Source organism: Methylobacterium sp. Leaf87, from assembly GCF_001422775.1.
In the GTDB taxonomy this organism is placed as follows: domain Bacteria; phylum Pseudomonadota; class Alphaproteobacteria; order Rhizobiales; family Beijerinckiaceae; genus Methylobacterium.
This window is the reverse complement of record NZ_LMMI01000012.1, coordinates 1-25,518: the sequence shown is the minus strand read 5'-3', so window position 1 is coordinate 25,518 and position 25,518 is coordinate 1. Positions and strand designations below refer to the sequence as shown.

Genomic DNA, 25,518 nt, shown 5'->3' with positions numbered 1-25,518 from the left:
ACCGTCAGCGCCGGTCGTCGGCCGCGACGGGCGCGGGCGCGGCGCGGCGCACCACGGTGCGGCCGGTGCGCCGGAGTGCGAGGGCGAAGGCGTCGGCGAGGGTCGCCTTCGAGACGACGTTCAGCTCGACGCCGAGATGCACCATGGTCTGGGCGATCTGCGGGCGGATGCCCGAGATGATGCAGTCGGCACCCATGAGGCGGGCGGCGGCGATGGCCTTGAGGAGGTGCTGGGCCACCAGGGTGTCGACGGTGGGCACGCCGGTGATGTCGATGATGGCGATCTCCGCCTCCTCGTCGACGATGGCCTGCAGCAGGTTCTCCATGACGACGCCCGTGCGGGCGCTGTCGAGGGTGCCGATGAGCGGCAGGGCGAGGATGCCGTCCCAGAGCTGGACCACGGGCGTCGAGAGCTCGGCGATCTCCTGGCTCTGTCGGCCGATGACCTCCTCGCGGCCGGTCTGGAACACCTCCATGGTGTAGAGGCCGAGGCCGTCGAGGAGCCGGTTGGCCGCCCGCGTGCCGGCGACGAGGGATGCCAAGTCGCCGGCGTTGGCCGCATCCAGGGCGATGAGGATCGGCTCCTTCAGGGAGAGCACGAAATTGGCCGTGTCGGTGGGCGTGAAGCCCTGGATCGCCCGGGAGCGCGAGATATCCGCGAGGGTCTCCCGAAGGGTCTCGTAGGGGGCCGCGTGCCCATCGCCCTCTCCGGACGCCAGGGCGTCGCGCAACTGCCCGAACACGGTACGGGCCTGGGCCTGGAGTTCGACCTCGCGGATGCGCCCGGTCTGGAGGGAGCCGCCCGATTTCAGGAGACCGAGCCAGGATTCGAGGATCGCGGCCTCATGGCCGGTCACGGTCCGGACCAGAACCTGGATCCCGTCGATCGCCATTCAAGCCGCCTCCCCTGTGCGGGGAGACCCGTCCCCGACCCCGCGCACATGGTCATAGAATGACAGGGCTGCCAAGCGGCCTCCCATCCGGGCTGGGGTCCCCTCCCCGGTCCCCGGATGACGGCCGCGAGGGTGCCGCGATCGGCGCCTCCGCCATTCGCCTCCGGTTCGAAGGCATCGCGAGCGCCGACGAACCGTTGCGCAGGGCCACCCTGGGCGGGGCCCCCGATCTTCCGGGGTTCGACGGTCAGCCGAAAGCGGTCACGCCTCCGCCGGCGCCCCGACGAGACCCTGCAGGCGTTCTGCCAGGACCGCCGGGTCGTAATCCGGCAGGGGGCAGGGCAGGGCAGCGATTTCGCAGAACGGCCGGACACGGCCGATCTCCGCCTCGGCTTCCCGCGTCAGGGCGGTGAGCGCTTGCGCCAGGGTGTCGGGCGTGAGCGAATCGAGGGACGTGAGATTGGGACTGCGCTCACTCAGATTCTTGCACTCGTACGCGTTGGTGATCGTGCGCAGGCCCGCATGGGCCATCTCCAGGGGCGGATAGCTCGGATGCGGCGACACCATCAGGGACACGCCGACGGAGGCGCGGCTGAGGATGTCGGCGTAATCCTCCAGGGAGAGCTTGCCGCAGACCTCGAGGTTGTAGACGCCGCCGGCCCGTGCGGGATCGTAATCCTCGCCCGCCGAGACGATCCGCCATTTCGCCGCCACCGTCGGTTCGGCCTGCTGCCAGAGCGAGAGGCCGGCGCACAGGGTCTCGAAGCAGTTGCGCGGGGTCGAGGGACGCCCGTAGACGAGGATGATGCGCTCGCGCTTCTTCACGCTCAAGGCGCCGCGGATCTTCGCATTGGCGGCGTAGCGCACGATGCTGGCATCGGTCAGTGCGTAGTGCCGCAGCATGTAGTTCGCCAGCTCTTCCGAATTGATGAGCGCGATGGTCTTGTCGGGGTTGGCGTAGGTGGCCCGCGACATCGAGTAGTTCGACGACCAGCCGTAGAAGCCCGGCTCGTGGTCCTGGATCAGGTACAGCACCGGCAGTTCGCGGCCGTGGTAGCGGCCCTGTGCTTCCTGGAACAGATAACTGCTGGTGGCGGTCCACCAGGCGGTGGGCATGAAGATGTCGCCGGCCCGGATCGGCAATTCGCCGCTGTCGACATCGTTGACGTCGACGACGGTGCGCGGGAACGCGTCGTAGGGCGAGCCGAGGGAGACGAGGCGGTAATCGGGCATGCCCGCCATGGTTTCGAGGTCGATGGGGACGTAGCCGCAGATGATCCGGCGGTCGAAGCCGTCGCCGAGTGCGGCCGCCAGCCCCTCGAAGGTGCGCAGGGCCGTGGTGATGCCTCCGAAGATGTGCTTCGGGTGCAGGGTCGGCAGCACGAGGTTGAGGCGCGGGCGAGAGCTCGGATCGGACCGGGTCGCCACGGGCGTCACGTCGGGAAACAGGTGCCGCTGCTGGCTCGGCCGCAGGGGATTGCCGAGCAGGGGACGATAGACCCGGGTCAGGCCCGTCGCCACGTCGGCCTCCGTGGGCACGGGAACCAGGGTCTCGTCCGTGCCGGTGCCGGCGCGTGCCACCTTGGTCCAGCGGAAGCCGGCGGCCTCGGCGAAGTACAGCAGCGAGCGCTCGATGGCATGCGCCAGGGTTCCGTCGATCTGCCCGGCTTCCGCCGGGAAGTCCGACCAGTCGAGCCCGATTTCGAGGAGGGGCTTCAGGGCGGCGGTGCGGCCCCAGAAGAACGAGCTCGACGGGAAATCGAGGACGTAGTCCTTGCGCAGGGTCACGCCGGCCCTGGCCAGGAGGTCCTTTGCCAAGTCGAAATCGTAACCCCAGTTCAGGAGGGGGCGCACCTCGCCGAAATGCTGCGAGAACACTACGCCGACATCACCCTCGGCCAGCAGGCGCAGGACCGAGGCGACGACTTCGGGCGAGCCGAGCAGGTTGTCGAGGAGGTAGTCCCGCCACTCGGCAAAGCGCGGATCGTGGGGCGACTTCTTCGAATGGATGTGGAGGAAGGTGTCGTAGCGCGTGAAGACGTCGCGAAATCCGATGAGCGTCGGGGCGATGTCGCGGCCGATGTTGGGGAACACTCGGACCTCGACGGACCCATTCGCGTAGGCGGCGGACGATGCCTCGATGGCGGCCTGCTTCTCGGGGGTGTCCGTCGAGACGTAGAGGTCGGCCCGCACGGGAATGTTGGCGATCCGCCCGAGCAGCTCGGGCATCATCTCCGGATAGAAGACGTGGAGGATCACCGCCACGGGGCCGCCCGCCGCCGCGGGGCCGTAGGCGAAGGGGACTTCGAGGGCGAGATCCGTGGCCTCGCGCGGCCGCATGCTCTGCGTGGCACCGTAGAACGTCTGCCCCGCGACGTTGCGCTTGAAGCGCCGACGCGGCGCCGGCACCGGGCGCAGGGTCGGCCCGGGCTTCGCCTCGGGCGCGGCCACCGCTTCGGGCTCGTCCTCGAGGATGCTGCCGGCGTCGACATCCGGTCCGGGGACAGCGACACCCTTCGGGGGGATCATGGCCGTCGGGGCGACGACGGCGAGGTGCCGCTCGATGGCTCCGCGCAGGGTCGGGTTGCCGTCGAGGGTGGTTTCCCAACCCGTGGGGTCGGCCTGTTCGAGGGTGTCCCGCAGGAGCTGGACCTTCAGGAACGGAAAGCCGCGCGCGAGGAGTTCGCGCCAGCGCACGAGGGTCGGGTTGACGGGAAGGTCCTCGTCGTCGTCCGTCGGGAACAGGATTTCGACGGCGACCTCTTCCTCGTCCCAATGGGCCAGCGGCGTCATCTCGTAGGCCTTGATGACCTCGAGCTTGTCGCGGATGCTCTTCACGTTCGCCCAGTGGCGCCGGATGCCGGGTGCGGCGAGACCGGTGCGGGTGAGCCCGATGAAGTAGCTCATCAGGTGCGGGCGAGCCTGGTAGCTGTCGGTGAGGCCGACGAGATCGGCCTCGCTGGTGCGCACGCGGGCGATCACCCGGGCGAAATCGCCGCGATCGACCGGCCCGTAGATGCTGTCGTTGGTCAGGATGAGGGAACGGGCCTTCCACACATCGGGGAAGGCCGCGATGGCTGCCGCCCAGGCGGCGAAATCCCAGCCGTGATTGATCCGGACGAGCAGACCGTCCATGGCGTCGAGGTCCGGCGGCAGGGCGCGCGACAGACCGTCCGTCGCCACGATCACCACCACCGTCAGCCCCTCGGCCTTGAGGGCGGAGAGATACGTCAGGGTGTGGTCGTGGACCCGTCCGTCGGGGGTGTAGGTCACGAAGAAGCAGACATCGCGGTCGGCCAGGGGCGGCGGGTCGCGACGGATCTCGCTCGGAATGTCCGTGACCGAGCAGATCTCGCTCCAGCGGTCGGGCGGCCGGGTCTGACGGCCTTCGACATGACCACCGGTCATGTAGTGCAGGAGCGGATCGATGCCGGCGTGCAGGACGTCCTGGTTATGCGCGAGGTAGAATTCGCGGTCGAAGAGCGGGCCGGGATCGCGGTTCTCGCGGGCGCCGGCCGAGAGGTAGTGGATCAGAGGGTTGAGGCTGCCGTTCTCGAGCCGGCTCTCGTGCTGGCGCATGTACCAGAGGGAATCGAAAAACCCGTTCGGGTCGCGTCCCTCGGCGGCGCCGTAGGTGAGGTAATGGGTCAGGGGATCGCGTCCGGCCTCGATCACGTCGGGGCTGTGCCGCCCGTAGAAGCGGGTATCGAACAGCGGATGCGGGCTGCGGCCCTCGCGAAATCCATTGGCGACGTAGTGCGTCAGGGGCTCCAGGCCGGCATCGGCGACGTCCTGGTTCGTGCGCCGATAGTAATGGATGTCGAACAGCGGATGCGGATTGCGGCCCTCGACCCAGCCATAGGCGAGGTAGTGGCGCGCCGCCGGAACGTTCTGTTCCGCCACGTCGGAATTGACGGAATAATACCAGGCCGGATCGATGAGCCGGTGCGAACTCAAGCCGGCGGGACCACCCCGGTGGAGAAAATCGGCCAGGGGCGAGGCCAGGGGCTCGCCGGGCAGGGCGGCTCCGGCGCATTGCGCGCGGTACCACTCGGGATCGAACAGCGGATGCGGCTGGAGGCCGGCGGCTTCACCGGTCCGCACATAGTGGATCAGCGGATTGCTCGCACGCCCGGCCAGTTCGGGCACCTGATCGGAATACCAGTAGAGGTGGAAGAACGGGTTCGGATTGTGCTCGCGCCATCCCCCGGCGACGTACTGGACAAGGGGGTTCAGACCGCTGGCGAGGGACTTCGCATGCGCCTGTCGGTACCAGACGTCGTCGAACAGCGGATGCGGCCAGGTCCCCTGCCCGGAGAGGTAATGGACGAGGGGCGCGCGGCGGGCCTCGGGATGGCGTGCGACATACCAGGCGGTATCGAACAGCGGATGCGGATCGCGGCCCTCGCGGGCACCGTGCGCGATGTAGTGGAGGAAGGCATCGAGGTTCGAGCCGACCACGTCCGGATAGGTCTGGCGGTACCACCGGCCGTCGAAGAGCGGATGCGGATCGCCCCCCTGGCCGGACAGGAAGTGCCGCAGGGGAAGCGGACCGGCCGTCGGGTTGGTCTCCCGGTACCAGACCGGATCGAACAGCGGATGAAGGCTTCGCCCCTCGGCCTCGCCGTGCTCGATGAAGTGGCGCATGGGATCGGTGCCCTGCGCCGCGACGTCCGGATTGTCGGCGAGGTAGAACGTCCGATCCAAGAGCTTGTCGAAGAGACGGATCGTCTTGGGCGAAGGTCGCGCCGCACGGGACTTGGAGAAATCCGCGATCGTCCTGGAGAAGCGCCGCATGAAGTCCTGCTCGAGCCGTGCGAATGAGTTTCGCCCGGGCGCTCGTTTGGCATATCCGGCGAGTCGGGTCCACGCCGGCCCATCGAACGGGCCCACCACAGGCGGACACCCTCGATGCTCGGCGGGAACCCGTGTGGTTCAGGAGCGCCTGCGGTCGGATTGTCCGTCCGAGGATCCGCCGACAGGGGTCGGATTGCGGCCCGGGGCACCCCCCTGGTCCCAGTCATCCTTGCGTTGCCCGTCCGCGAGGCCGCCGGGGGTCTGGTCGGTGATGGCGGATTGATCGGCGGTGTGACCGCCACCGCCTACGGCCGGCTCGCCGGGGGTGCCGACGTCGTCGTCGGGCTTGCGGGTGGCGGCGTCGGTGGGATTGGACTTCTCCACCATGATTCTAGGCCTTCGCGTCGGTGCCGACCGGGGCGGTCGCCCGATCGATGGCCTCGGCGGCGGCACCCTCGGGGCCACCGGACTTCTGCGCGGCATCGCCGAGGCGGCGCAGATTCTCCGGGGGCGTCTCGGCCTCGGTCTCGTCGGTGGCATCGGAGCCGGGCGTGCCCGAGGCGATACGCGCGGTCTCCACCTCGCCGGACGGATCGCCCCTCAAGTCCGCCTGCGTCCGGGAGGGAAGGCCGATGTCGCGGGCGTCGTCCTGGCCGAGATCCTGGCCGTTGCGATCGGCGTAAGCGTCGAAATCCTTCAGCGAGGGGCGCTCGCGTGGCTCGTCGGTCATGGGTGTCCTCCGTGGTTACGGGAACAACGGCGCCTGGGGGCGCCCGGTTGCTTCAATCCGGACGACCGAGATCGTCGCGGGCCGCCCGCAGGACCGCCAGATCGGCCGGGATGGACAGAACCGCTTCCGCCCGCACGAGGGCGAGGTCGGCGTGATGCCGCGCCGCGCGGGCGAACTCCGCGTCACCCACCGCGTACAGGGCGGACAGCGCCTTCTGCAGGCGCAGGCCGACCGTCACCGTACCGGCCCCATCGCGGGCGATGGGGGCGAACGCGTCCTCGAACAACTCGTCCGTGGTGATGCCGGGCACGCGCAGGCGCGGATGGAGGGGCGCGGCCGGGGCCATGGCCCTCCGCTCGCTCCAGAGGGCGAGCACGCGCACCAGGGCCCCGAGCACGTCCACGACGGTGCCGGGATCGTTGATGGCGCTCGACAGGCCCCGAGAGGCCACCTCCGTGAGGACGATGACGCCGAAGCGGGGATCGTCGTCGAAGGTGCGGCGTGCCCCTATGACGAAAGCAGCGACGAGACGCGCCTGCGTCGCGTCGTCGACGGGTCCATGGGTCGGGGCGGCGATCTCTGCCAGCAGGCGTCCGGCATGAACGAAACGGCCCGGCAAAGCCGCGACGTGAACAACGAGGCCCTTCGCCTCGGCGGCGGCCTGAAGGCCGGCGGCGTCGACATGCTGGACGTAGCCCGCGCGCGCCGCCACGATCCGGGTCGCGCCTGCGGGCGCCGGACACCAGGGCAGGCCGCCGAGATAGGGCGCGTCCGCCCGCCGCCGGATGGCGTCGCTCGCGGCGACCTCGATGGCGTCGATGGTCTCCCCGACGCGGCCGAGATGCGACAGGGTGTCGATCCAGCGCACCAGCGTCACCACCACCAGTACGAGGACGACGAGGGTGAGGCCGAACAGGATCACGCGGCCCTGCTCGCCGTAGATATGGGCCTTGAGGGCGATGAGACCGACGACACCGTAGACGAACGCGCCGATGAAGCTGCCCACCGCCGTCTGGGCGCGGGTGTCCTCCATGAGCAACGTCACGGCCCGCGGAGTTGCGGTGTTGGTGGCGCCGCCATAGGCCTGGACCATGGTGGCCAGGGAGAACGTCGCCACCGGCAGCATGCTGGTGGCGAGCAGCGACAGGATCTGGTCGACGGCGTTGGCGCCGATGGAGTTCCCGAGATCGGGCGGGATCAGGGGGGCGAGCAGGGCCGAGGCGAGGGCCGCGCCCACGCCCGCCACGCTGAACAGGGCGACCCGCACCCACGGTCGGCGGGCACCGCGCCGAAGATGATAGAGCACCGTGGAGGCCAAGGGATCACACCGTTCTGGTCGAGGGGTCGGTGGCCTGGACTCACGGCTTCGCCGAAACCGGCGGGTGGGACACGGGAAAGGCCGTGCCCCACAGGCGGTCTCAGATGCCCTCGAACAGAGCCGAGGAGATGTAGCGCTCGGCGAAGGAGCAGGCGACGGTGACGATGCGCTTGCCCTTGAATTCCGGGCGGGCGGCGAGTTCGAGGGCCGCGGCGACGTTGCCGCCGGTGGAAATGCCGCCGGGGATCCCTTCGAGCTTGGCGAGCAGCCGCGCCGTATCGAAGGCGGTCTGGTTCGAGACGGTGATCACCTCGTCAACGACGGACCGGTCGAGGTTGTCCGGGATGAAGCCGGCGCCGATGCCCTGGATCTTGTGGGGGCCGGGCTGGCCGCCGGAGATCACCGGCGAATCCGTCGGCTCCACGGCCACGACCTTGAGGCCGGGCAGACGGGGCTTGAGGACCGAGCCGACGCCCGTGATGGTGCCGCCGGTGCCGACACCCGCCACGAAGGCATCGAGCTGGCCCTGGGTGTCGTTCCAGATCTCCTCGGCCGTGGTCTTGCGGTGGATCTCCGGATTGGCCGGGTTCGAGAATTGCTGCGGCATGATCGCGCCCGGGATCTCGTTGATGAGCTCCTCGGCCTTCGCGATCGCGCCCTTCATGCCCTGCGGGCCGGGGGTGAGGGCGAGCTCCGCACCGAGGAACGCCAGCATCTTGCGGCGCTCCAGGGACATGGTCTCGGGCATGACGAGGATGAGGCGGTAGCCGCGCGCCGCCGCCACGAACGCCAGCGCGATGCCGGTGTTGCCGGAGGTCGGCTCGACCAGGGTGCCGCCGGGCTTGAGCTTGCCGGACGCCTCCAGGGCGTCGATCATGTTGACTCCGATGCGATCCTTGACGCTGGCGATGGGGTTGAAGAACTCGAGCTTGAGCAGGATCTCGGCATCGATCCCGCGCTCCTTGGTGATGCGGTTGAGGCGCACCAGGGGCGTGTTGCCGATGGTTTCGGTGATGGATCCGAAGATATGGCCGTGGCCGGGCGTGCGGGTGGCGGCGTGGACGGACTCGGCCATGGTGATCTCCTGTCGCGGGCGTTTCGGTCTCGCGCCGGGGGATATCGCGTCGGCGGGGGCGAGGCAATCGCCAACAGCCTGCGGGCAAAGGGAAATCTTCTCCGTCAACCGGCTTCCGTGGGCGACTTAGAATCTTTGTGCTGCCCATTCCGACAAAGTTGGAATTTCATTCCCCGCCACCCGTTCGAGGACCACCTCCACCGATCACCGCGCCCGCTGCGATCCAGGCGGCGAGGAAGCGCTCCGCCATCGCGCCCACCCCGTAGGCCGTCTCGATGCGCGCCCGCGCGGCGAGGCCTGCGGCCCGGCGGGCGGGTGCAGGCAGGGTCGCCATCGCCCGGAGGGCTTCCGCCAGGGCGGCCGGATCACGCGGCGGCACGAGGCACCCGAGGCCACCCAGGATCGCGCCGGCATCCCCGACGGAAGTGGCGACCGGTACCAGCCCGGCGGCCATGCCCTCGGCCACGGCGTTGGAGAAGCCCTCACCGAAAGCCGAGGACGACACGGCGATGTCGCCCGCCGCCTGAATTCGCCAGAGGTCGTCGCGCCGGCCTAGGGCCCGGGCATTGGCCGGCAGGTCGAGGCCGAGCGTCCCCTCCCCGGCCAGGAGAAAGTGGACCTCCGGCCGGCACGCCGCGGCGGCCAGGAGGGTGGCGTGGTCCTTCATCGGATCGAGGCGGGCCGCGTGAATCGCCACCACCGCCTCGTCGGACAAGCCGAGTTCGCGGCGCAGGGCGGCCCGTGCGGCGGGATCGGGCCGGAAGCGCACGGTGTCGATGCCGTTGGGAATGACGGCGAGGCGGCGCGGGCGGTAGCCTTCGGCCAGATGGAAATCCACCCCCGCCTGGCTGTTCGACACGACGAGGCCGGGCCAGCCCGATAGGCACCGGCCGATGGCGAGCAGGCGGCCGTAGCGGACATGATCGATGTCGGAATTGCGCAGGCCCCAGGCGAGGAGCGCGTCCCGCGGCGCCCCGGCGAGGCGGTGGGCGCCGGCGGCGAACAGGTCGCCGTGATAGAGCCAGCCCTGCACCACCGCGGGACGCAGGGACCGGATCAGCCGCGCGAGGCGCAGCAGCGCGACGGCGGAGCCGGCGGCCCCGCGCGGGGCGAGGCGATGGACGGTCACACCGAGGCGCTCCAGGGCGGCGGCGTTGGGGCCGTCGCCGGTCAGGCTCACCACGTGCTGAGGCATGCCCCGGGCCAAGAGGCCCCCGCACAGGGCGACCAGCATGGTCTCGGCCCCGCCCGTGCGCAGGCCGGAGATAACGTGACACGCGGGGCGCAAGGGATCAGGCGCCCGGCATCATGGTCGTCCCCGCATCAGGCCCGCAGGAGGGCGACGCACAGAACGGCAAGGGTGGCGAAGGCTCCGCTCGCGGAAGCGATGACGAGGGCACTGGGATGCGGCCCGGACAGGAAGGTGTAGCGCGTGTCCTCACGCGCACCGGCCCGCAATCCGCGGCTTCCCGTCGTCCATTCCAGCCGCGTTCCCATCGAATTCCCCGTGCCTGCCATGGGGATCAGCAGGCGCCGGGGGCGTTGAACGAGGGGTAAACTCGAGCCGCAGAGTCCGGATCGTCCTCAACGCAGGCTTAACGCCACGAGAACAGAGGAACCGGCGTCGATCAGAGAGCGCGGTCGAAGCGCAGCTCGCCTTTCTGGCTCTTGATCACGAGTTGCGACCCGACGAGGTCCCACTGTGCCGCCGTCCGCAGGGCGATGAAGAAATCCTGCTCGCTGGCGCCCAGGCCCTTGTCGCAGGGCTTTTTCGTCAGCGCGAGGGGGCCGACGGCGAGGTGCTGCTCCTTCAGCGGGAAGGCGGTCGCCGCGAAGGTGTTGCAGCCGCCGTAGCCGCGGGCACGGTACTGCTTGTCGACGATGAAGCTCGGCCGGTCGTTGCCGCTGAACGCCTTGCCGTTGAGGCTCACGGCCGTCCAGGTCGCGTCGAGGGGGAAGATCTTCTCCTGCGCCTTGGCGGCGGGCACATACTGCTTCTTCTCAGGCTTCTCGCGCGCGTCCTTGCCGAAGCCGGTGACGTTGCCGCCCATCTGGGCCCGCACCTGCGTGGCGGTGGTCACCGCGCTGGCCGCAATGGCACCGGCCATCGCGGCGATCAGGATCGCTCTCATCCTCGGCCCTTTCTCAGTTCAAGCGCGCACGCGTCGCGTCGGTGGACGAAAATTCACTCGTTCACGCGGGACGATTCGCAGCGGCGGAGCGCGCGGGACCGTCGACGGAGCGAGCCTGCGCCAGGGCCAATCGGATAAGATTCCAGCACAAATATGGTCAAGACCCCGTGAAGGGTGATTTCCAGCCGTCCACGGACCATCGCAGCGGTTTGCGTTGAACGAAGGCGCTCATCCTCCGTTGTCGGGTCAGGCGAGACGGCCTGACGGCGAACGAGGGATGCACGGTGGCGGGATCGGACGAGGGCGGAGCGAGCGGCATGAACCCGAACACCATGAGCGCGGCGCAGTCGCGCGCGGCCCGTGCGCTGCTCGACTGGTCTCAGGGCGATCTCGCCGGGAAAGTCGGGTTCGGCGAGGAGACCGTCGAATCCTTCGAATCGGGCGGGAGCGACCTCGCCTCGGGACAGATCGAGGCCCTGCGCAGCGCCCTGATGGCGGCGGGAGTCGTGTTCACGGAGGACGGCTCGGCCGGCGTGCGCCTGAGCGACCGGGGCGGCGACGAGGGCACCCGCCTCGGTGCGCTCACCACCGAGAACGACCGCTGAGCAGGTTTCGCAAAAGTGGTCACCGGTTTCGCGTCGAAAACCTGCGACAGATCAATAAGCTAAGCAGGTTCGCGTTGGCTTGCCAACGAGACCCTGCTTAGGACGTCACCGCCCCGTCGCCAGCGCCTTGAGATCGTGGGCGGGATCGGCGGCCGCGGTGGGGCTCAAGGTCCGACCCTGCGCAAGGATGCGCCGCGCGGCCATGTGGTCGCCGGGGCGATCCACGGTCTCGACGGCGGACAACCGGCCTTCGCGAAAGCGGAACACGCAGAGCCCCGACGCGACGGGCCGCGCCACGGCCGCGTCGGACGGAGCGGACAGGCCCGCGATCTGCAGCTTGTGCGGACCCTGGTCGCTCCAGAACCACGGCACCGCGTCGTAGGCGGCGGGCCGGCCGACGAGGCGCGCGGCGAGGCACCGACCCTGATCGAGGGCGTTCTGCACCGATTCGATCCGGACGGACGCGCCATCGGCGAAGCGGCTCGGGGCTCGGGCGCAATCGCCGATGGCGGAGACGGCGGGATCGTCGGTGGCCAGGAACGCATCGACGTGGACGCCGTCCCCGACGGCGAGTCCGGCCGCCTCGGCCAACGCCTGGTTCGGGATCACGCCGATGCCGACGAGAACGAGATCGGCCGCGAGGGATGAGCCGTCGCGCAGGCGCACGGTCTCGGCCCCCTTCTCCCCCTCGATGGCGGTGACGCCCGCCCCGAACAGGAAGCGGATGCCGGCATTCCCGTGGGCGCGGGTGAAGAACGACGCCGTCTCGGCCGAGACGGCCCGGGCCATCGGCCGCTCCGCCGATTCGAGAACGGTGACGGACAGGCCGCGCGCGGCGCAGATGCCCGCGAATTCGAGCCCGATGAATCCCGCTCCGACGACGGCGACCGAACGGGCATCGACGAGGGCCGCTTTCAGACCGTCGGCGTCGGCACGTCCGCGCAGCTGGAACACGCCGGCCAGGTCGGCGCCCGGGACCGGCAGCGCCCGGTTGCGCGCGCCCGTGGCGAGGACGAGGTGATCGTAGGCCACGGCCGTCCCGTCGGCGCACAGCACGCGCCGCGCCGCCCGGTCGATGGCGTCGATCCGCACGGAGGGGCGGTGGTGGATGCGATGATCCGAAAAATACGCCGCCGGGCGCAGTTCGAGGCCGGACGCGTCGGTCTTGCCCGCGAGATAGGCCTTCGACAGTGGTGGCCGCTGATACGGCAGATCCGGTTCGTCGCCCAGCAGCGTGATGGGATCGGCGTAGCCCGCCTCGCGCAGGGACGCGGCGAGCTGGAAGCCGGCCTGCCCGGCACCCACCACCACCACGCCCGCGCTCACGCCTCGAACTCCGCGGTGACCGCCGAGACCCGCGGCACCAGGGCGAGTTGCGGCAGCCAGCGGCCGCCATCCTTGACCACGTAATCCCAGCACGCGGCGGCGGCCGGGCCGAGCACCTTGTCGGCCCGGCGCACGGCGTACCAGTCGCGCCGGATCGGCAATCCCTGAACGTCCAGGAGGACGAGGCGGCCGCTTCCGAGTTCGGCCGCCACCGTGTGGGCCGAGATGAGGGCGATGCCCAAGCCCGCCATCACCGCCTGCTTGATGGTCTCGTTGGAGCCCGAATCGATGCCGAGGCGCGCCCGCTTGATCATGATGCCGTTCATGAACTCCTCGAACACCGTGCGGGTGCCCGACCCCTCCTCGCGCACGAGGAAGGATTCCTGGGCCAGATCCTCCCGGGTCAATCCGGTGCGGCCGGCGAAAGGGTGGCTCGGCGCCGCGACGACCACGATGGGGTGGACACCGAAGGTCTCCGCTTCGATGGCGAAATCCCGCGGTGGCCGGCCCATGATGGCGAAATCGATCTCGTAGTTGCGCAGGGCCTCGACCATGTTGCCGCGGTTGCCCACCGCGAGGTTGATCTCGACGGCCGGATGCGTGCCGACGAAGCCCGAAATGATGCCGGGGGCGAAGTACTTCGCCGTGGAGACCACGCCCATGGCGACCCGCCCGCCAGCGCCGCCCTTGAGGGTCTCCAGCCGGTCGGCGCAGGTTTCCAGCACGGTGTTGATGCTGTCGATGGCCCAAAGCATCTCCCGGCCCGCATCCGTGGGCCTGAGGCCCGTGGGGGTCCGGTCGAACAGCAGGAGGCCCGCCTCCTCCTCCAACTGGCGGATGCGCGCGTAGAGGGCGGCGGAGGTGACGTTGAGTTCCTGGGCCGCCCGGGTCATCGTGCCCAGTCGGGCGACGGCCGCGACGGCCTGGAGCTGCTTCAGGGAAAGGTTGCGCATGGGCCGGTTTTAGTTTTTTTGGAACCGCCCGCAAGTTTTTTCAAATTCCTTGTTTTGATGAGGACGCGCCCTCCGGCGCTCTGGTTGTCACGGGCCCACTCGTGGCAAGGAGATGAAAACGCGGCGTGGGCGGTGGCCTACGTGCGGACGATGAATCCTGAGAGAAGGTGAGCCGATGTCGATGGGATCTCTGGAGATCGGGTCTCGCCTCGATGCGTGCCTCGCCGCGGCCGTCGCCGCCGACCCGACGCTGTCCGATGTCGCCGAGGTGATCGCGGCCTGCGCCACGGCGGCCATCGAGGTCAGCACGGTGATCGGGCGCGGTGCCCTCGCCGGCGACCTCGCCGCCCAGGGCGCGCAGAACAGCGACGGCGACGTTCAGAAATTCCTCGACGTGCTGGCCCACGAGCGCTTCACCGAGGCCTTGCGCGGGGCGCCCGTTTCCGAAGTCGCCTCGGAGGAATCCGAAGGGGTGATGCTTCTCAACCCCGGCGCACCGCTGGCGGTGGCCATCGATCCCCTCGACGGCTCGTCGAACATCGGCGTCAACATGGCGGTCGGCTCGATCTTCGGCATCTGGCCGACGGCTTCGACGCCCGAGAACCCCCTCGGCTCGTTCACGGGGCCCGGCACCCTCCAGCGCGCCGCCGGCTTCGTCACCTACGGTCCGGCCACCTCCCTGGTGCTGACCCTCGGCCACGGCACGCAGACCTACACCCTCGACCGGGCGGAGGGCGCCTTCCGCCTGACCCACCCGCGCATGGAGGTGGTGGCTGCGGCCAAGGAATACGCCATCAACGCCTCCAACGCCCGCCACTGGGACACCCCCGTGAAGGCCTATATCGAGGATTGCCTGCGCGGCGCGGAAGGCCCCCTCGACAAGGACTTCAACATGCGCTGGCTCGGCTCCCTCGTGTCCGACGCCCAGCGCGTGCTCCTGCGCGGCGGCGTGTTCCTGTACCCGGGCGACAATCGCAAGGGCTACGCGCAGGGGCGCCTGCGCCTCCTCTACGAGGCCGCTCCCATCGCCTTCCTCATGGAACAGGCGGGCGCCGGCGCCATCGACGGCGAGCGCCGCATCCTCGACATCTGCGCGAGCGCCATCCACGAGCGCGTGCCGCTGATCTTCGGCTCGGCCGACGAGGTGGCGTGCGTGGCCAAGTACTATGGCGGCCGCAATCCGGCGGCCGGGCGCTCGCCCCTGTTCGGGCAGCGCGGCCTGATGCGCGGCTAGCGGTAGGGGTCGCCTGGGCCAGAACGCATGTCGTCGCGTCATCCCATCATCTCGGTCACGGGCTCGTCGGGGTCGGGCACCACCTCGGTGCGCAACACCTTCGAGCAGATCTTCCGCCGCGAGGACGTGAGCGCCGTCTATATCGAGGGCGACGCGTTCCACGCCCTGGACCGCATCGCCATGCGCAAGGCCATGGCGGCCGAACCGACCCTCAGCCACTTCGCGCCGCGCGCCAACCTCCTGCCCGAGCTCGAGGAGGTGTTCCGCACCTACGCCGAATCGGGCACGGGCCGCACCCGGCATTACGTCCACGACGCGGCCGCCGCCGAACTCTACGGCACGCGGCCCGGCACCTTCACCCCGTGGGAGAGCTTCGCGCCGGGCTCGGACCTCCTGTTCTACGAAGGCCTGCACGGCTGCGTCGTCGACGACAACGTCGATCTCGCCCGCTACGCCGACCTCAAGATCGGCGTCGTGCCGGTGATCAACCTCGAATGGATCCAGAAGCTGCACCGGGACCGCTCGACCCGGGGCTACTCGACGGAGGCCGTCACCGACGTGATCCTGCGGCGGATGCCCGACTACGTGCAGACCATCTGCCCGCAATTCACCTGGACGGACATCAACTTCCAGCGGGTGCCAACGGTGGACACCTCGAACCCGTTCATCGCCCGGTGGATTCCCACCGCCGACGAATCCCTGGTGGTGATCCGGTTCAAGGACCCCAAGGGGATCGACTTCTCCTACCTCATCTCGATGATCCAGGGCTCGTTCATGAGCCGGGCGAATTCCATCGTGATCCCGGGGGGCAAGCTCGACCTCGCCATGCAGCTCATCTTGACCCCGATCATCATGCAACTCGTCGAGCGCAAGCGCCGTATGGCGTAGGAACCGCGCCGCCTGGCGTGAGGCGCACGCCGCACGCGTTGAAGGGCGCCGCGCGCCCGAGAGGACAGAACCGTGACCAGCCCGATCATCTCGCCCTCGATCCTCTCGGCGGATTTCGCCCAGCTCGGCGCCGAGGTGCGCGCCGTCTCGGAAGCCGGGGCCGACTGGATCCACCTCGACGTGATGGACGGGCATTTCGTGCCCAACCTCACCTTCGGGCCCGCCGTGGTGAAGGCGCTCAGGCCCCACAGCACGAAACCCTTCGATGTGCACCTCATGATCGCCCCGGCCGATCCCTACCTCGCGGCGTTCGCCGAGGCCGGGGCCGACACCATCTCGTTCCATGTCGAGGCCGGTCCCCACATCCACCGTTCGCTCCAAACCATCCGCGACCTCGGCAAGCGCGCCGGCATCGCCCTCAACCCCGGCACGCCGGCTTCCGCCGTGGAACCCCTCCTCGACATGGTCGACCTCGTGCTGGTGATGACGGTCAATCCGGGCTTCGGCGGCCAGAGCTTCATCCCCTCGACCCTGGAGACCATTGCCCGCATCCGCGCCATGGCGGCCGGCCGTCCCCTCGACATCGAGGTCGATGGCGGCATCACCCCCGAGACCGTGGGGCTCGCGGCGCGGGCCGGCGCGAACGCGTTCGTGGCCGGCAACGCCGTGTTCAAGGGTGGCCCGGCCGGCTACGCCGACCGGATCGCGGCGATCCGCGCCAATGCCGGCGGCGATCCGGTGTCATGCTGAGGGCGCTGATCTTCGACGTCGATGGGACGCTGGCCGAAACGGAAGACCTCCACCGGCAGGCATTCAACCAGGCCTTCGCCGAGATGGACCTGCCCTGGTCCTGGGACTCGGCCTTCTACGCCGACCTGCTCGCGGTGATGGGCGGCAAGGAGCGCCTCGCCCATTACGTCGAGACCCGGCATGCCGGGGATCTGCCCACCCTTCGTCCACGCCTGGCCGAGATCCACGATCGGAAGACCCGGATCTACGGCGAACTGGTGGAGGACGGGCGCCTCGGCCTGCGCCCCGGCATCGCCCGACTCGTCGCGGAAGCCCGGGCCGCCGGCCTGCGTCTCGCCGTCGCCTCCACCACGAGCCGGCCCAACGTCGAGGCCCTGCTGCGGATGAACTTCCCCCGGGGCGACGTCCCCTTCGACGTGATCGCCTGCGGCGACGAGGCCGCCCGCAAGAAGCCGGCGCCCGACGTGTTCGAACTCGCCCTGGCGCGCCTCGGCGTCGATGCCTCCGAGGCCATCGCGTTCGAGGATTCCGTGGCCGGCATCCGCTCGGCCCTCGATGCCGGGCTGCCGGTCATCGCCACCCGCAGCCGCTACACCGGGACCCACCGCCTCGACGGCGCGTTCTCGGCCGTTTCGGACCTCGGCGAACCGGACGCGCCGCACACGCTGCTGTCCGGCACCGCCTGGCCCGGTCACGTCGTCACCCTCGCGGGCCTCCGGGCTTGGCAGGACACCCGCGAGGCCGAGGCGTAGACCTATTCCCGCTCGGGCCGGGCCTGCAGGATGGCGGCGCGCACGAACGGACGCTTGAGCTGCGGGCCGGCGTCGGAGCGGTTGACGAAATCGTTGGCACCCGGGTGTCGGCGTATCGCCTTGCCGAGATTGAGCCGGTAGCCCTCCTTGAACGTGTAGGGCAGCGCCATCGGATCGGCCATGAAGGCCGCGATGGCGGCCTCCACCTCGGCCTCCGCGATGAGTCCGAGATCGCACAGGGCGAGGATCGTCAGCTTTTCGGTCATGGGGTGGGATAGGCCGGAACGGCCGGCCACGGCAATGCATGCGGTGCGCCGGAATGACGACCCAGTGTCGGGCGGTCGAATCTGGATCGGAAAAGTGGTGCCGGTTGCGGGACTTGAACTCGCGACCTACCGCTTACAAGGCGGTTGCTCTACCAGCTGAGCTAAACCGGCGCTGAAGGTTGCGCTACCAGCGCGCTCCGCCCTGCGCAAGCCCCGGCCTCTCCCTGCCCGTACATCGCGGGGTCGCGCCGGCAGGACCCGCGTTCAGCGAACAGACAGATCGCTCCGCTTAAGCCTTCCTTATGGCCGAGCTTGATCGGCCTGTGTTTTCGATCAGCAACAGTTCGGAAACAAGCCTCCGGATTCAGGGGCTTAAGATCCGATGAATGCATTTTTCAGTACACGTTAAATCGCTCTTCGTTAGCACCGCCGTCGATAGGATTTCGGATACGGCCCCGATACGCAGGGCCGGCGGTGCATGCCTTACGAAAGCACGGCGCCGCGCATCCGCCCTCGGACAATGGGCAGCGATGACCAGACACGCGAGCGATTCAGGCCTCGACGCCGTTCCCGCAACGGCAGCTCCGCATGACGGGTCGGGGATCATTCCAGCTCTGCCGCCCACGGTCCGAGAACCGGCACCGCCGTTGGGACGCGAAGCGCGGCGCCGGATCGGGCGCAACCTGCGCCTGCTCTACGGGGACGTCCTCCATCAGCCGCTGCCGGATCGCTTCACGGCGCTCCTCGACAGCCTGTCGTCGCAATCCGATTCGCAGGGGTCCCAATGACGTGCCCATCGATCCGGCCGGCTGCCCCCCAGGGCGGAGCCGACGCCGAGATGCGCGATCTCCTCCTCGGCGCCATCCCGGCCCTGCGGGCGTTCGCGTACTCGCTGACCTACAACCTCGACCGCAGCGACGACCTCGTCCAGGACACCCTCGTGCGGGCCTGGACCAAGGCCGACAGCTTCCAGCGCGGCACCAACCTCACCGCGTGGCTGTTCACCATCCTGCGCAACCTGTTCTATTCGGAACAGCGCAAGCGCAAGCGCGAGGTGGAGGATGGCGACGGTGTCCATGCGGCTCGCCTCACCAGCCTGCCCGAGCAGGAGATCCGGGTGGAGATGCGCGAGTTCCAGGCCGCCCTCGACGGCCTTCCCCTGAGCCAGCGCGAGGCCCTGGTGCTGGTCGGCGCCCAGAGCTTCACCTACGAGGAGGCCGCCGCCATCTGCGGTGTCGCCGTGGGCACCATGAAGAGCCGGGTCAGCCGCGCCCGGGGCCGTCTCATCGAGACCTTGGGAATGACGGGCACCGACGACATCGGCGCCGACGCCTTCACCCGCGCGGCCGCCGGCTCGGGCCCTTGACCGGGCCGGCCGGCTGCGATTCGCGGTCGGCCGGCTTCAATGGGCGTCAAAATCCTCTAAGGGGCAGGGCCGAGTGGCTCCGCCCCCGATCGTGACGGTCTCGTCCGCAGGGCCGCCGGAGCCTTCACCCGAGGAGCCCCGCCATGCGCGCCCTGATCGACCTCGTGCGCGTCCTGCGGCCGCGCGACCGGCGCCGGCTCGCCCTCATCGCCCTCGGCCTCGCCTGCGCCGCCCTGTTCGAGGTGGTGGGCGTCGCCTCCGTGGTGCCGTTCCTGACCCTCGTGGGCGACCCGTCCGCCGCCAGCCGCATCCCCTATCTCGCGACCCTGCGCGACGGCCTCGGCCTGACCGACGACCGCACCTTCCTCATGGTGACGGGCGGGGCGGCGTTGGCCGCCATCCTCACCACCAGCGTGGTGAATGCCGGCCTCACCTTCGCGCAGCTCCTGTTCACCAACCTCACGGGCTACGGCCTCGCCCGGCGCCTGCTCGCCCGCTACGTCGACCGCGAGCGCCTGTTCTTCGCCCATGCCAACAGCGCCGAACTCGCCAAGAACGTGCTGAGCGAGACCGACCGCCTCGTGGTCGGCGTCCTCACCCCCACCACGGTCATCGCCTCGCGCAGCGTCTCGGCGCTCGCCGTCGTCACCTTCCTGATCTTCTACGCACCCCGCCTCGCCCTGATCCTCGGCGGCGGCTTCGGCGGCCTCTACGTGCTGCTCTACCTCGTCATGCGGGTGCGCCTCGCCCGCCTCGGGGCCAGGGCCGTGGCGGACAACGAGCGGCGCTACCGCGTGGTGCAGGAGACCTTCGGGGCGCTGACCGAACTCAAGCTCTACGGCCGGGCCGAAGCCTTCGCCGCCGGGTTCGACGGGCCCGCCCGGGCCTACGCGAAGGCCACCGCAGCGAGCCTGCTCACGGGCCAGTTGCCACGCTTCGTCATCGAATCCCTGGCCTTCGGCGGGGTCATCGTGGTCGTGCTGTTCGCCCTCTCCCAGGGCCTCGACACCGCCGGGCTGCTCCCGCTGCTCGGCCTGTTCGCCTTCGCCGGTTACCGGATGCTGCCGGCCTTCCAGAACATCTTCACGTCGCTTGCCCTCCTGCGGTTCTACCTCCCGGCCGTCAGGATGGTGGTGGACGAACTCGCCGGCGAGCGGACGCCGCGCCCGCGCCCGGCGACGCGCCTGCCGTTTCGGAGGGACATCCGCCTGACCGGCATCGGCTTCGACTACACGCCCGAGCGTCCGACCCTGCGGGACATCGATCTCACGATCCCCGTCAACACCACGGTCGGTCTCGTCGGCCGCACGGGATCGGGCAAGTCGACCCTGGTCGGGCTCATCCTCGGCCTCCTCACGCCCACCACCGGGTCCGTCACCGTGGACGGCGTCCCCCTCGACGCCGAGACCCTGCCGGCCTGGCAGAACCGCATCGGATACGTGCCCCAGGACGTGTTCCTCATCGATGCCTCCGTGCGCGAGAACATCGCCCTCGGCGTTTCGCCCGAAGCCGTGGACGAGGCCGCCGTGGAGCGGGCCGCGCGGCTCGCCGGCTTCCACGAGGTCGCGCTGGGCCTCGACGGGGGCTACGATGCGGGTGTCGGCGAACGCGGCATCCGCCTCAGCGGCGGTCAGCGCCAGCGCCTCGGCATCGCCCGGGCCCTGTACCACGACCCCGACGTGATCGTGTTCGACGAAGCCACCAGCGCCCTCGACGGCGAGACCGAGGCGGCGGTGATGGGTGCCCTCGCGTCCCTGAACGGCACCCGCACCATCATTCTCATCGCCCACCGCCTCACGAGCCTCTTGGGCACCGATACGGTCCACGTCCTCGATGGCGGGCGCCTCGTGGCCTCCGGTCCTCTCGCGACGGTGATGCCGGATGCGGCCGCTCGCATGTCCGCGCCCGCCGAAGCGTGACGGGAGCGGCCTCACAAGCAAAAAGCGCCGGCCGGTCCGGGATATGCGTGTATTCACCGCGGATGGGGGTGGATCGGCCATATACCGGAACGTCCCAGGTCGGCTATCCTGTTCTCCCGGACAGATTTTTCGTCACAGGTTTCCCGGCCCGGTTTTTCGGCAGGGTCCCAGCCGCTCCATTCACGGCCCGGGAACAGATGGCATGGTTTGGCATGGTCGACGCTCCTGCTCCAGAAACGCCTCCGCAGATCGATCCCCTGCTCCTCGACAATCAGCTCTGCTACGCCCTCTACGCCGCGGCCCATCGCATGACGAAATCCTATCGTCCGATGCTCGAGCGCCTGGGCCTGACCTACCCGCAATATCTCGTCCTCCTCGTTCTGTGGGAGACGGACGGCATCACGGTCTCGGAGATCGGCCGACGGTTGCGCCTCGATTCCGGGACCCTGACGCCAGTCCTGAAGCGCCTCGAAACGGCGGGGTTCCTCCTGCGCAGCCGGCGACGCACGGACGAGCGCGAGGTCGAGATCGCCCTCACCCCGCAAGGCCGGGCGTTGCGGGGCGAGGCCACGACCGTGCGGGAATCGGTGATGTGCCAGCTCAACATGTCCGAACCCGAAGTCCAGGCCATGCGGGCCGACCTCAATGCCCTCATCGAGAATCTGAGCGCCGCCGGGTAAACGCCCCTCGCAGGGGTTCCGCCGGGTCTTCGGGCTCAGGAGATGCGGCGGAAGCCGGGCATTCGGCTGCGGCACGCCAGGAATCCTTCGGCGTTGCGGTCTCTCCCCTCATCCGCGCGCCGTTCGCGACAGCGGCATCGGTGTGTCTCGGACCGCCCTATTTTAGCCGGGTAAGTATCTCCATGGAAGCGGGAGCGGACGGCGGCTATGCCCTCGTTCGATCATCGATCTTCGAGGACCAGCGGTGCGGACACCGAACGCGAACGAAGTCGGCCGTCTCGTCGGTCTCATGGCCGGAGCACCGACGCCTCCTGCCCGGCGGACGAGCACGGGAAAGCGCCCGTCCGGCGAACCCGCAAGGCTCCCGGGCGTTTGTCCCCGATGAACGCGACCTTGGCCGACACGGACCGCGAGCCTCGGCGGCAGGTGGGCGCACTGCCATACCGGCGGATGCGTGACGGAACCTACACCATCCTGCTCATCACCTCGCGGGAGAGCCGACGCTGGGTGATTCCGAAGGGCTGGCCGATGAAAGGGCGCAAGCCTTTCGAGGCGGCCGCCCGCGAGGCCTACGAGGAGGCCGGGCTCATCGGTTCCATCGGCAAGCGTCCGCTCGGCTTCTATCTCTACGAGAAACGCCTGAAGAGCCGTGATTCCGTCCTGTGTCAGGTCAAGGTCTTCCCGCTCGAAGTGCGCAAGCAGCTGAAATCGTGGCCCGAGAAGGACGAGCGGGAGGATCACTGGTTCTCGCCCACCGAGGCCGCCGACGCCGTGGCCGAACCGGGCCTCGCCGCGATCATCCGTGCCGCGTGCAAGCGCGACGCGGATGTGTTGCGCTGAAATCGGAAGCCGACACGAAAGTTCACCGGCGGTGCGATTGAGTCCGCCCAGGCGATTGCCAAGCCGGAAACGATGGGCTAATCCCCCGCTCGTCCAGACGGAGACGCCGCGGCGAACCCCGGACACCCCGCTGCTGTAGCTCAGTGGTAGAGCACCTCATTGGTAATGAGGAGGTCGACAGTTCAATCCTGTCCAGCAGCACCACGCTCTTCCCAACGAAATCAATAAGTTAGATGGCGCTGCGGCTTTCATGCCGTCAGCGCTTTTTCTGGTTGGGCAGCGCCTGGGCAGCACATTCTCGCGGTCCCGCTCGGCCGACATGCGGCAATCGACCACAGACACGGCAGCGAAGGGCGGCTTGCCGGCGGGGACCTGAGCGGGTGTGCAACCTCTACAGCCTGGTGACGTCGCCGGAGAGGTGTCCGCCGTAGCGGATGGGGCCGCCGCGGTGGACGCCTTCATGGTTGACCCGAGCACGTCGGCGTTCCTGTTCGGCGAGGGCTACCGGATCGACCTCGCCGAGGCCGTACGCACCGCGATCCTGCTCGCCCGGCCGGAGAAGGTGTGATCCCGAATCGGGAGATGTCCGCCACTGGCCCTTTGAGCCGACAATAACTCGCTGTCCGCATCCTGACCTTGAGCCAAGTTGCGTATCGGCTCGAGCGTGAGATGGGCGTCCCACCCCGCCGGCCCGTGATCAGATCGGGCGGCGGGGTCGTTATCTCGGCCCCTCACGCGTGCGCCGTCGGCAGCTCGGCCACCTGCGTGGTGTAGCGTGGGCTGCGCATCTGCGCGCGCTGGCACCACCGACCCCCGCCCGAAGCGCCTGTTGCATTCGTCCATCGCCGCCATGAGTGGGCCGCTGCGCTCGCGGTCAAGCTGGCCGATCAGCCCGCGGTGAGCCCTCCAGTGGCATCATGACGGTTGTGATGGGGCTTGCCTTGCTGTAGCGCCACGGCCGGCCATTTGGAATTTGATTTCATGCAGTGGCACGAAGATTTGCAGCGCTGAATACCCGACAGCATAAAAATTTATCCTCGGGTTCAAGACCTAAGCGCAATGGTTTCGAGGTAGAGGAGGTGATGCGGACGATCCTTTCAACTGCTGACGTCTCACCTCGGACCGCGTTCAAGACGTGGCAGGAGGCGGTCGTTGAGCGAATTGTTCCCGTTGAGCTGACCCCACTCGATCATCGTCCATTCAACGGGACCTTGGAGGCCGCTGATGTCGGTCCCTTGATAATCACCCGCGTGACCCAGAGCGCCATGCGAACGGTTGCGACGCCTGATACGATCCGCCGTCACAACAAGCACGACACGCTCACCGTCGGCTTTGTACTCAATGGCGAGGTGACGAGCCTGCAAGGTGATCGGCAAGCTGTGCAGCGGGCGGGGGAGATCGTGGTTCTCGACCGTATCCCGACGGTCATGGCTACGCGGGCCGACAGCAGTTCGCTGATCCTAGAAATTCCCCGAGACCGGCTGCAAGGCATGCTTGGGTCCGTCAAATTGTTCTCTTGCATGACGATCGGGGCGAACCAGGCATCTACGTCGATCGCCGCAGCTTTTTTCAACGAGTATGTTCGGGTCCAGTCCCGTCTTGCCCCCGATGCGGCGGCGCGGATGGCCTCCATAGGAATTGACCTCATCGTGGCCGGCATTGCTGAGCATATGGCGAGCGATGTTCCAAAGCATGTGCACAGCAACTTGGTGGTGCAGCGGGCCAAGGCCTACATCGAATCCAACCTGCACAATCAGACGCTCGACCCACCGCACCTCGCGGCGGCGGTTGGCGTATCCCTGCGCCGACTGCAGGAGCTCTTCCACGAACGAGGCCGTTCCGTATCCGACTGGATCTGGGGACGGCGGTTGGAGATCGCAGCCCTGCGCTTGGCAGATCCCTCCTTTGGTCGCACTGCCCTCGGCATGCTCGCGTATGGATGCGGCTTCTCAAGTCAGGCGCATTTCTCCCGCCGATTCAGGGACCGTTTCGGAATGACGCCGAGCGAGTATCGCCACGCGGCCAAGCTGGCTGCCGGCCAGGCGCTATGAGAGGCGGCCCTGAAGGTTGTGGCGGACGAAAAGACCGGTGAACTTGAGGCGGCGACGATTCTCGGCCAGTTCGGCGAGATCCCGGAGGACTTCGCGGAGAGCCTGCAGGGCGGTTGAGATGGCGGGCCGGTAACGACCCCGGTCCTTATGAAACTACCAAGCCTAGACGCTGCCGTTCACGTGTGCCTGATTACGCATCTGCAACCAGGAGCCGCAATGTCCGACCCGCAAGAGCCTAAAGATTTGGACGCCGCAGCCCGCGAGCAGATGGGGGAACGGACCCTCGCGCTCGCCGAGGACATCTTCACCCTCGCCGACCCGCACCTCGACGCGATCATGCGGGTCCTGATGCTTCGAGTTGGGCGGGTGATCGCGCGGAACCTCGACGAGCCGGCAGGCGAGGGTCGGGTGCAGTAGGGAGAGTTGAGGTCCGGCGGCGGCTGATGCGGGCGGCGGGGGTGAACTGCTTGGCCGCCCTCGTGCGAGTGCCTAGCACCGCTGCCCAGGGTCTCAATCAATCGGCGGGAAATGCTCGATGAAGCGTAGGCCGTCCCAAAGGTCGATTGCCCTGCCATCCATCATGGTGGCAGCAACGGAAATAGCGTCCTCATCACACAGCGCATCGATCCGCCTCTCACGGAGAATCCGACCGTTCATGTCGAGGAGAAACGCCCGATAGCGAGGGGCTGAGCGGAGCGCAGTCACGCCCTGGCGATTCGATTCGCTGTCAGTCATTGCTTGCCGCCCATCATCCGAGGCGGGAGCACATGACGGCTCTCTGTCGTTGGCGCCCGAGTGTATCGGCCAACAATCCTGACAGCTTAGGCCTAAGTGGCACCGTCACCTAGGGCGTGTCATCGCTTGAGCCAATCGAGGGCGGCTGCGAGGGAGAGGACGCCCATGAAGCTGACGGCAGTCTTCTCGTAGCGTGTGGCGATGGCGCG

25 protein-coding genes, 2 tRNA genes and 2 pseudogenes are annotated in these 25,518 nt (G+C 68.7%); 13 read left to right on the top strand and 16 right to left on the bottom strand.

Translation table 11 applies throughout. From position 1 onward, the window contains the following. Positions 1 to 4: 4 nt before the first annotated feature. The 9 genes from ASF22_RS08025 to ASF22_RS07990 all read right to left on the bottom strand — a co-directional run bounded on the left by ASF22_RS08025 (position 5) and on the right by ASF22_RS07990 (position 10,944). Positions 5 to 892, bottom strand: a complete 888-nt coding sequence (locus tag ASF22_RS08025; protein ID WP_056263246.1) for an STAS domain-containing protein — start codon at positions 890 to 892, stop codon at positions 5 to 7. Between the two features lie 261 nt (positions 893 to 1,153). Further along, positions 1,154 to 5,689 carry a rhamnan synthesis F family protein gene (locus ASF22_RS08020; protein ID WP_056263243.1) on the bottom strand — a complete coding sequence of 1,512 codons (4,536 nt, stop codon included), beginning with the start codon at positions 5,687 to 5,689 and terminating at the stop codon, positions 1,154 to 1,156. Between the two features lie 138 nt (positions 5,690 to 5,827). Next, positions 5,828 to 6,076: a hypothetical protein gene (locus ASF22_RS08015; protein WP_056263240.1), complete on the bottom strand. Its 249-nt coding sequence runs from the start codon at positions 6,074 to 6,076 to the stop codon at positions 5,828 to 5,830. Between the two features lie 4 nt (positions 6,077 to 6,080). Continuing rightward, a complete protein-coding gene (locus ASF22_RS08010) occupies positions 6,081 to 6,419 on the bottom strand; it encodes a hypothetical protein (RefSeq protein WP_056263239.1) in 339 nt (112 codons plus the stop codon). Positions 6,420 to 6,471: 52 nt separating this feature from the next. After that, positions 6,472 to 7,737, bottom strand: coding sequence for a DUF2254 domain-containing protein (locus ASF22_RS08005; RefSeq protein WP_056263234.1), 1,266 nt, complete (start codon positions 7,735 to 7,737; stop codon positions 6,472 to 6,474). Positions 7,738 to 7,837: 100 nt separating this feature from the next. Then, positions 7,838 to 8,812 (bottom strand): cysteine synthase A, encoded by a 975-nt coding sequence (gene cysK / locus ASF22_RS08000; protein WP_056166134.1) that lies wholly within the window; start codon positions 8,810 to 8,812, stop codon positions 7,838 to 7,840. Positions 8,813 to 8,978: 166 nt separating this feature from the next. Beyond that, a complete protein-coding gene (locus tag ASF22_RS07995; RefSeq protein WP_156647637.1) occupies positions 8,979 to 10,100 on the bottom strand; it encodes a glycosyltransferase in 1,122 nt (373 codons plus the stop codon). Between the two features lie 35 nt (positions 10,101 to 10,135). Beyond that, positions 10,136 to 10,309 (bottom strand): hypothetical protein, encoded by a 174-nt coding sequence (locus ASF22_RS23675; protein WP_156368832.1) that lies wholly within the window; start codon positions 10,307 to 10,309, stop codon positions 10,136 to 10,138. 131 nt (positions 10,310 to 10,440) lie between these two features. Beyond that, the gene (locus ASF22_RS07990) at positions 10,441 to 10,944 is read right to left on the bottom strand and encodes an META domain-containing protein (protein WP_056166130.1); all 504 of its coding nucleotides are present in this window, start codon (positions 10,942 to 10,944) and stop codon (positions 10,441 to 10,443) included. A 317-nt stretch (positions 10,945 to 11,261) separates the two neighbouring features. On the opposite strand from ASF22_RS07990, the gene ASF22_RS07985 reads away from it, so the two are divergent. Next, positions 11,262 to 11,549 carry an XRE family transcriptional regulator gene (locus ASF22_RS07985; protein ID WP_244472873.1) on the top strand — a complete coding sequence of 96 codons (288 nt, stop codon included), beginning with the start codon at positions 11,262 to 11,264 and terminating at the stop codon, positions 11,547 to 11,549. Positions 11,550 to 11,654: 105 nt separating this feature from the next. On the opposite strand, the gene ASF22_RS07980 is transcribed toward ASF22_RS07985, so the two are convergent. After that, positions 11,655 to 12,875, bottom strand: a complete 1,221-nt coding sequence (locus tag ASF22_RS07980; RefSeq protein WP_056263229.1) for an FAD-dependent oxidoreductase — start codon at positions 12,873 to 12,875, stop codon at positions 11,655 to 11,657. Next, positions 12,872 to 13,828, bottom strand: coding sequence for a LysR family transcriptional regulator (locus ASF22_RS07975; RefSeq protein ID WP_056166124.1), 957 nt, complete (start codon positions 13,826 to 13,828; stop codon positions 12,872 to 12,874). Before ASF22_RS07975 ends, ASF22_RS07980 begins: the two co-directional genes overlap by 4 nt. Positions 13,829 to 14,003: 175 nt before the next feature. Here ASF22_RS07975 and ASF22_RS07970 point away from each other — a divergent pair, with 175 nt between their 5' ends. From ASF22_RS07970 to ASF22_RS07955, 4 genes are all read left to right on the top strand, one after another. Next, complete coding sequence (locus ASF22_RS07970; RefSeq protein ID WP_056263226.1) at positions 14,004 to 15,062, top strand: class 1 fructose-bisphosphatase; 1,059 nt, start codon at positions 14,004 to 14,006, stop codon at positions 15,060 to 15,062. A 27-nt stretch (positions 15,063 to 15,089) separates the two neighbouring features. Next, positions 15,090 to 15,950: a phosphoribulokinase gene (locus ASF22_RS07965; RefSeq protein WP_056166118.1), complete on the top strand. Its 861-nt coding sequence runs from the start codon at positions 15,090 to 15,092 to the stop codon at positions 15,948 to 15,950. A 72-nt stretch (positions 15,951 to 16,022) separates the two neighbouring features. Then, positions 16,023 to 16,700 carry a ribulose-phosphate 3-epimerase gene (rpe, locus tag ASF22_RS07960; RefSeq protein WP_056263223.1) on the top strand — a complete coding sequence of 226 codons (678 nt, stop codon included), beginning with the start codon at positions 16,023 to 16,025 and terminating at the stop codon, positions 16,698 to 16,700. Next, a complete protein-coding gene (locus ASF22_RS07955; RefSeq protein ID WP_056263221.1) occupies positions 16,694 to 17,452 on the top strand; it encodes an HAD-IA family hydrolase in 759 nt (252 codons plus the stop codon). Before rpe ends, ASF22_RS07955 begins: the two co-directional genes overlap by 7 nt. Positions 17,453 to 17,454: 2 nt before the next feature. Here ASF22_RS07955 and ASF22_RS07950 read toward each other — a convergent pair whose 3' ends face one another. Next, positions 17,455 to 17,718: a hypothetical protein gene (locus ASF22_RS07950; protein WP_056166109.1), complete on the bottom strand. Its 264-nt coding sequence runs from the start codon at positions 17,716 to 17,718 to the stop codon at positions 17,455 to 17,457. Between the two features lie 95 nt (positions 17,719 to 17,813). Beyond that, a tRNA-Thr gene (locus ASF22_RS07945) sits at positions 17,814 to 17,889 on the bottom strand. A 359-nt stretch (positions 17,890 to 18,248) separates the two neighbouring features. On the opposite strand from ASF22_RS07945, the gene ASF22_RS23670 reads away from it, so the two are divergent. The 6 genes from ASF22_RS23670 to ASF22_RS07920 all read left to right on the top strand — a co-directional run bounded on the left by ASF22_RS23670 (position 18,249) and on the right by ASF22_RS07920 (position 22,727). After that, positions 18,249 to 18,506: a NepR family anti-sigma factor gene (locus tag ASF22_RS23670; RefSeq protein ID WP_156368981.1), complete on the top strand. Its 258-nt coding sequence runs from the start codon at positions 18,249 to 18,251 to the stop codon at positions 18,504 to 18,506. Then, positions 18,503 to 19,084 carry a sigma-70 family RNA polymerase sigma factor gene (locus ASF22_RS07940; protein ID WP_056263218.1) on the top strand — a complete coding sequence of 194 codons (582 nt, stop codon included), beginning with the start codon at positions 18,503 to 18,505 and terminating at the stop codon, positions 19,082 to 19,084. Before ASF22_RS23670 ends, ASF22_RS07940 begins: the two co-directional genes overlap by 4 nt. A gap of 143 nt (positions 19,085 to 19,227) precedes the next feature. Next, positions 19,228 to 21,003, top strand: coding sequence for an ABC transporter ATP-binding protein (locus ASF22_RS07935; RefSeq protein ID WP_056263216.1), 1,776 nt, complete (start codon positions 19,228 to 19,230; stop codon positions 21,001 to 21,003). 212 nt (positions 21,004 to 21,215) lie between these two features. Next, on the top strand, positions 21,216 to 21,683 hold the full coding sequence (locus ASF22_RS07930) for a MarR family transcriptional regulator (RefSeq protein WP_056166100.1): 468 nt from the start codon (positions 21,216 to 21,218) through the stop codon (positions 21,681 to 21,683). A gap of 381 nt (positions 21,684 to 22,064) precedes the next feature. After that, positions 22,065 to 22,523 carry an NUDIX hydrolase gene (locus ASF22_RS07925; protein WP_056263212.1) on the top strand — a complete coding sequence of 153 codons (459 nt, stop codon included), beginning with the start codon at positions 22,065 to 22,067 and terminating at the stop codon, positions 22,521 to 22,523. A gap of 129 nt (positions 22,524 to 22,652) precedes the next feature. Next, positions 22,653 to 22,727: transfer RNA gene (locus tag ASF22_RS07920), tRNA-Thr, on the top strand. Between the two features lie 527 nt (positions 22,728 to 23,254). Here ASF22_RS07920 and ASF22_RS22865 read toward each other — a convergent pair. Beyond that, a pseudogene (locus ASF22_RS22865) lies at positions 23,255 to 23,484 on the bottom strand (DUF4113 domain-containing protein); the annotation flags it as partial. Between the two features lie 121 nt (positions 23,485 to 23,605). Here ASF22_RS22865 and ASF22_RS07915 point away from each other — a divergent pair. Then, on the top strand, positions 23,606 to 24,574 hold the full coding sequence (locus ASF22_RS07915; protein ID WP_056263209.1) for a helix-turn-helix domain-containing protein: 969 nt from the start codon (positions 23,606 to 23,608) through the stop codon (positions 24,572 to 24,574). Positions 24,575 to 24,817: 243 nt separating this feature from the next. Next, a complete protein-coding gene (locus tag ASF22_RS07910; protein WP_156647636.1) occupies positions 24,818 to 24,991 on the top strand; it encodes a hypothetical protein in 174 nt (57 codons plus the stop codon). Positions 24,992 to 25,084: 93 nt separating this feature from the next. Here ASF22_RS07910 and ASF22_RS07905 read toward each other — a convergent pair whose 3' ends face one another. Next, on the bottom strand, positions 25,085 to 25,309 hold the full coding sequence (locus ASF22_RS07905) for a hypothetical protein (RefSeq protein WP_056263202.1): 225 nt from the start codon (positions 25,307 to 25,309) through the stop codon (positions 25,085 to 25,087). A gap of 119 nt (positions 25,310 to 25,428) precedes the next feature. Then, positions 25,429 to 25,518, bottom strand: a pseudogene (locus ASF22_RS23665) (IS5/IS1182 family transposase); the annotation flags it as partial.

Coding starts and splice junctions, on each gene's coding strand:
- ASF22_RS07905 (WP_056263202.1), bottom strand. CDS start 25,309: ATGACTGACAGCGAATCGAATCGCCAGGGCGTGACTGCGCTCCGCTCA.
- ASF22_RS07975 (WP_056166124.1), bottom strand. CDS start 13,828: ATGCGCAACCTTTCCCTGAAGCAGCTCCAGGCCGTCGCGGCCGTCGCC.
- ASF22_RS23675 (WP_156368832.1), bottom strand. CDS start 10,309: ATGGGAACGCGGCTGGAATGGACGACGGGAAGCCGCGGATTGCGGGCC.
- ASF22_RS07990 (WP_056166130.1), bottom strand. CDS start 10,944: ATGAGAGCGATCCTGATCGCCGCGATGGCCGGTGCCATTGCGGCCAGC.
- ASF22_RS08025 (WP_056263246.1), bottom strand. CDS start 892: ATGGCGATCGACGGGATCCAGGTTCTGGTCCGGACCGTGACCGGCCAT.
- ASF22_RS07925 (WP_056263212.1), top strand. CDS start 22,065: ATGAACGCGACCTTGGCCGACACGGACCGCGAGCCTCGGCGGCAGGTG.
- ASF22_RS07935 (WP_056263216.1), top strand. CDS start 19,228: ATGCGCGCCCTGATCGACCTCGTGCGCGTCCTGCGGCCGCGCGACCGG.
- ASF22_RS07970 (WP_056263226.1), top strand. CDS start 14,004: ATGTCGATGGGATCTCTGGAGATCGGGTCTCGCCTCGATGCGTGCCTC.
- ASF22_RS07930 (WP_056166100.1), top strand. CDS start 21,216: ATGGTCGACGCTCCTGCTCCAGAAACGCCTCCGCAGATCGATCCCCTG.
- ASF22_RS07940 (WP_056263218.1), top strand. CDS start 18,503: ATGACGTGCCCATCGATCCGGCCGGCTGCCCCCCAGGGCGGAGCCGAC.
- cysK (WP_056166134.1), bottom strand. CDS start 8,812: ATGGCCGAGTCCGTCCACGCCGCCACCCGCACGCCCGGCCACGGCCAT.
- ASF22_RS08015 (WP_056263240.1), bottom strand. CDS start 6,076: ATGGTGGAGAAGTCCAATCCCACCGACGCCGCCACCCGCAAGCCCGAC.
- ASF22_RS08010 (WP_056263239.1), bottom strand. CDS start 6,419: ATGACCGACGAGCCACGCGAGCGCCCCTCGCTGAAGGATTTCGACGCT.
- ASF22_RS07950 (WP_056166109.1), bottom strand. CDS start 17,718: ATGACCGAAAAGCTGACGATCCTCGCCCTGTGCGATCTCGGACTCATC.
- ASF22_RS08020 (WP_056263243.1), bottom strand. CDS start 5,689: ATGCGGCGCTTCTCCAGGACGATCGCGGATTTCTCCAAGTCCCGTGCG.
- ASF22_RS07955 (WP_056263221.1), top strand. CDS start 16,694: ATGCTGAGGGCGCTGATCTTCGACGTCGATGGGACGCTGGCCGAAACG.
- ASF22_RS07965 (WP_056166118.1), top strand. CDS start 15,090: ATGTCGTCGCGTCATCCCATCATCTCGGTCACGGGCTCGTCGGGGTCG.
- ASF22_RS07985 (WP_244472873.1), top strand. CDS start 11,262: ATGAACCCGAACACCATGAGCGCGGCGCAGTCGCGCGCGGCCCGTGCG.
- ASF22_RS23670 (WP_156368981.1), top strand. CDS start 18,249: ATGACCAGACACGCGAGCGATTCAGGCCTCGACGCCGTTCCCGCAACG.
- ASF22_RS07915 (WP_056263209.1), top strand. CDS start 23,606: ATGCGGACGATCCTTTCAACTGCTGACGTCTCACCTCGGACCGCGTTC.